Source organism: Paenibacillus sp. 01T422 (assembly GCF_056398785.1).
This window is the reverse complement of the sequence record NZ_JBFTQB010000418.1, coordinates 1-5356: the sequence shown is the minus strand read 5'-3', so window position 1 is coordinate 5356 and position 5356 is coordinate 1. Positions and strand designations below refer to the sequence as shown.

Annotated in this window: 3 protein-coding genes; all 3 read right to left on the bottom strand. The window is 45.7% G+C overall.

All coding sequences use genetic code 11. The features are described 5' to 3' along the window. Nucleotides 1-2305 (bottom strand): S-layer homology domain-containing protein (locus AC1DUA_RS21830; RefSeq protein WP_477501776.1); only part of this gene is annotated, 2305 nt, incomplete at its 3' end. 49 nt (nt 2306-2354) lie between these two features. Beyond that, nucleotides 2355-3920: a DHA2 family efflux MFS transporter permease subunit gene (locus AC1DUA_RS21825; protein ID WP_477501775.1), complete on the bottom strand. Its 1566-nt coding sequence runs from the start codon at nt 3918-3920 to the stop codon at nt 2355-2357. 11 nt (nt 3921-3931) lie between these two features. Next, the gene (locus AC1DUA_RS21820; RefSeq protein ID WP_477501774.1) at nt 3932-5248 is read right to left on the bottom strand and encodes an efflux RND transporter periplasmic adaptor subunit; all 1317 of its coding nucleotides are present in this window, start codon (nt 5246-5248) and stop codon (nt 3932-3934) included. Between the last annotated feature and the right edge of the window lie 108 nt (nt 5249-5356).

Below are 5356 nucleotides of genomic sequence, written 5' to 3'. Positions count from 1 at the left end.
GTGTAGTCACCGATTCGTAGACTCTGATGGACACATTACTTTGAACTTGGTTTTGAGTCAGATTGTTGAAGCTCAGTGATTGGCTACCGCTCACCAAACGATTTGTTCCAGTGAAAGGGAACGAGCTTGAACCCAACGAACTTCCAGAACCATCAACCAATTCAAATTTCAATTTGGAGAAGCTATTATCCACAATAACTTCAGGATCACGTGTAAAGTCCAAATCAAGGTTTAATTTATACGTATAAGATAAGGACGGAGTCGTCATAGTCAGCTGAGATAAGGTCCAGCTTTTGATATTCAACTTGAATGGATATAAGGAAATATTGTTATGATCATTGTCGCTTTGCGTGCTGACTGTGTAGCTGGCAATGGTGGATTTATAAGATGAAGAACCATTAGCCGGTTGTCCTTGTGGAGCTCCTGAAAGGACTCCCTGCACATTCAATTTGTACTGATCACTTTGGTCAGTCGTTGGAATGGTATAGCCATAACTAACGACGACACCTGTTCCAGGAGCAATATCCGAAGTGCCGATAGTTTGGCGGCTTCCTGTATAGGTGTTGCCATCTTTCCCTGCTAATTCCGCGGCAAAAGCTGGTACTGGAATTGGCTTATCGCCTTTATTGATCAGTTTGAATTTAGCGATTCCTGTTTTATTTCCGGTCTCTTCGTTATTCGTTACATGCAATTCTTCCAGCGATACGGCTAGATTGGGATTGATGAATTCATTTCCTTGCTCAAATATCATTGGTGTACCAAAGGTATAATTGCCTCCAGAAGGAACTGTGTTTGTATCTGTCCCACCATTAGCCGGAAGTCCAAATCCGATGCGACCTGTATAGTATTGGATCGGTGTTGTCTGGCCTTGTTTCAAGAAGCTTTCAGCCGTAAGAACATAGAAAGCATTCAACTGCGTATTCGTATCGGTCGTAATCGCGAAATGAATATATTTCTGCTCACCGGCATTAAGACTTATCGGGGACTCTTCAACTCTTTTTCCAATATAAGATTGTCCATCCGATTTCCCGCTGAGTGTGAAGTCTGGAACAGTTTCCGCATAACTTCCGGAATTCTGGACCTTAACTTGTACGATATAAGTTGGCGATTGCCCAGTAAATTGCTTGGACATGCTCACGGCTGAATATTTCAGAGATGAGGTCACGCCTGGAACTGAGAAGGTAGCTCCCCACTCTCCCATGAGGGCTGAGTCTTTAATGACAGCATCATTACCGCGCCATACAATCGAAGCAACCGGAGAATCTGCAAGCAGCGTCTCTTGCTTAGGATATACTTTTTGATCCACATCGATCCAAAGGACATCTGTTAAATTCACATCAGACTTCACATTGATATCAGTCATATAGCTAAGCGTGACATCACTCTGTGGCAAAATTGAACGAGCGTTGCTCGCACTTGGCAATAGCGTATAATCGGTGCCGTCTGCCGTTCTGATACGAAGTTCGTAATCGGGAACCCGTATTGTCGAATTGGACGAATTGGTCAGCTTAACGACGGTTCCGACTCTCCAACCATCTGTTGTCTTCTCCTGCAGGACACTTTTGACTTGAGCCTGTGAACCACCTGGAAGACTGTAGGCTTTCAATTCCTCTGCGTGAATCTCTGAGTGCTGTCCGGAGGATGTATTCCCGCCGTTAGCTACAAATTGCTGCTTCGCTGCATAAGAAGAAGTTACTAGCAGATCGCGTGTCGCAGGTTGGATTCCCCCGAATGTACCGTCAGTTTGGTTCCCTAACAGGTTCAATTGAGCAGCCAACGCGGCATAACCCTTAGCCCAGCTTGAGACCGTGCTATCATTTACACCTGCAGTCCCTTTGGCTTCAGCATCCTTATTCAAACCGCGAATTAGGAACGCAGCCAGCTGTTCTTTGGTTACTTCGCCAGCCGGATTATATGTGCCTTGGCCAAAGCCATCGGTAAGATTAGCAGCTTTCAGCGCTTCGATGTAGGGTAAAGCATAACCGTTAGCTGGATCTGAGCTGCTTACATCGCTGAAACTAGATACCTGCAAAGTCGAATCTACTTTCAATCCGAAGATTAAAGCCGCCACTTTGGCGAATTGCGCACGGTTCATTTTATCATGAAGGCCAAAAACGCCATTACTGACTCCATCAAAAATACCTGCGGAAATCATCGCATCAAACTTCAATTTCGTTCCCGCATCAAGCTGATTTAAATCACTGAAATCCGCAGAGGATTTAGGGGCTGTCGCACCTAGAGCTACAGATGAAAACAAAGTAAGGGCCATAGCTGTGCTCACGATAACGGATAAATTTTTCTTCATTTTCGTACTCCTCTCAAAAGCTAAATTAGGAAATGTGGTTGCATGAAATTTACTTTTTAACTTCGGTTGGTGCTTTTTTCCTCTGGATAAAGAAAAGGACGAATGGGATACATATGAAAGCAGGAATTGCAGAAATATAAAAAGTGTCAGCGATTGACCTGACCAAAGATTCTTTTTGCATAAATCCAGCTAGATAAGTTGCCGCAGTGCCTGAGGCTGTTGTCATATCGACCGACCAGGAATAGATGGAGCCTGATAGCATGGATATCGTACTATTTGCTGTAACTGAATCAACCGGTACACTATCGCTGATGTGTTGATAATGAGTAAGTTGACGGTTGCTCATGAGCGCCGTAAAGATTGCAATCCCAAGGGAACCAGCAACTTGACGAACTACGTTGGATAGCGGCGAGGCGTTACCTACCTGCTGTGGAGCTACCGCACGCATTCCCGCAGTGGTCAGTGGCATCATACAAAGCCCAATTCCAATACCGCGAATCGTTAATACGGTATTTAACCAGTGGTTAGGCGTATCCGCCGTAAGATGGTGCAGATCTAGTGTCGTGACACCAAGGATGGTAAGACCTGTGATACACAAGGGGACAATCCCGAATTTATCGGCCAGCTTTCCACTAATCGGCATCATAAGTGCCATCGCAATGGATTGAGGCATCATCACAAGTCCCGTCTGCATCGCGGAGAGCCCTTGAATATTTTGCAAATATAACKGGGTCAAGAACGTACCGCCCATCATCCCCATCATAACTAAACTACCCGCAATAACACTAATCGAAAACTTTAAATTTTTGAAAAGCTTCAAATCGAGCACAGGCTGCTCGACTCCGAGCTCCACCCAGATCAGCAATAGCAAGCTGAAGAAGGCAATAAACAGCAAGCTGATGATGAATAATGACGTCCATCCTTGCTGCTGCCCTTTACTTAGGGCGAGTAGCAGGCTTCCAAAGAAGAGCATGGAGAGAATGGCCCCGGTTAAGTCGAATTTCAAGCCTTCTCGCTTCGGAGATTCTTTCAGAAGGACCTTCCCAAGAATTACAGCAAGAATCCCAATAGGTACATTGATGAAAAAGAGTAATCTCCAGCTATAATTCTGGATGAGATATCCACCAAACGTCGGCCCCAGTGCAGGGGCACACATCGCTGCTACCCCCCACAGGCCAATGGCTGTACCGGTTTTCTCCCGGGGAAACGTGGTATAAATAATTGACATCCCGATTGGCATAATAAAGCCACCGGCAAAACCTTGTATGATCCGGAACAAGATCATCGTACTAGAGCTCCAAGCCAGGCCGCATACCACGGAAAATAAGGTAAACCCAGCTACAGAGTAAATAAATATATTTTTATTTCCGAATTTGGCACCCAGAAAGCCGCTCATCGGAATGACCATCGCAGATGCCAAGGTATATCCCGTAATGACCCACTGCATCGTATTGATATCTGAGCCGAATACGGCAACGAACTTGTTCATGGCTACATTCATTAAGCTGCTGTTCAGAACGGCAACGAAGGTCCCCATGACGATGGCGATAAGCGACAGCCACATTTTGCCAGAGCCTTCTGATTCTTGTTGTTTTACTGCCGATTCATCGGCCATAGCTGCGCCTCCTATTCGGCTTTTACCTTCGTGCCTTCAGCAATCTTGTCTGCAGGATTCACGACAATTTGTTCATTAGCCTTTAGTTTATCGGTAGGCAGCACATACAACCAATCCTGGTTTTTCTCTTCCGTTTTTACTTCAACGAGGTGGGCTGTATTGTCGCTTACTGTGAACAAATATTCTTTTTGATCTTTTTTAATAACTGCGCTTTTCGGAACTTCCAAACGGCTCTCCTGAGCTGCGTTCAGCTTAACTTCTGCCACCATACCTGCAAAAAGCGAACCATCCTTATTGTCTACTTTCACTTTCACAGGGAAGGTATTGCTGTTCGCATTAGCCACTGGGCTTACGAAGAAGATCTCACCTTTAAAGGTTTGATTCGGCAAGTTTTGAATGGCAACGTCTACCTGCATACCCGCCTTCACTTGCGTGATTTGGCTATCGGATACACTCAGTTCGACTTGTACTTGATCCATGTTCACAAGAGAGAGGATCTGTACACCAGGTTGAGCAAGCTCACCCACCGAAATGGCTTTTTTAACAATTAGCCCGTCGATTGGCGCGGTAATTGTAGCGTTGCTCAAACCACTGCTAGCAAGTTCCAATCCTGCATTCAAACGGTCAACATCCGCCTGAAGCGCTGAAATGGTGTTATCCGTCGGTCCGACTTTGGCCAATTGGAGCTTAGCTTCTGCTCCTTGCAGCTGTGCTTCAGCCGCTTTTTGCGCTCCCTGTGCTTGTTCAGACCCAGCTTTCGCCTTCTCAAAATCAAGCGTGCCTTTATCCAAATCTTCCTGAGTCACGCCGGAATTGCTGTCGTAGGAATTTCTTAAACGATTATAAGTGCTTGTAGCGAGATCTAATCCTGCTTTGGCTTGCTCCATCGCCGCGGTTGCTTGTTGATAAGCCCCTTGAGCTGCGCTGACTGCGCTTTGAAGCCCTTGGATTTCCTGTGAACGGGCACCGGCTTTCGTATCAACAAGCTTCGCTTGCGCTGCAACGAGGGAGGATTCAGCTTGCTTCACTTGCTGCGTCAGATCGCTTGTTTCCAGTTGAACCAGCACATCGCCTTGTTTAACTTTACTGCCTTCTTGCACATTTACGCTGGCAACTTTCCCAGCTACTTTGGATACAATTTTAATATCCTGATCGGGAATAACTTTCCCGCTTAACCCTGCAGTTGCAGGTTGTCCCACTTTAATAACTTGGATCGGAACGGCTGTGGAATCCGCTTGTCCTGAGACTTTCGCGCCACATCCAGGAAGGATTGCAATGGCTGCAAATATGAGAATCGCTGGAACGATTATTTGTTTTCGTTTACTCATCGTCGACTAACTCCTCTTGTTTTAGTTGCCCTTCAAATGAATCTTGATCGAAGTGCTGATTCCGGGTGATAAATCAAGCCCTTGGTTGTCATCGATCGAGATTTTGAT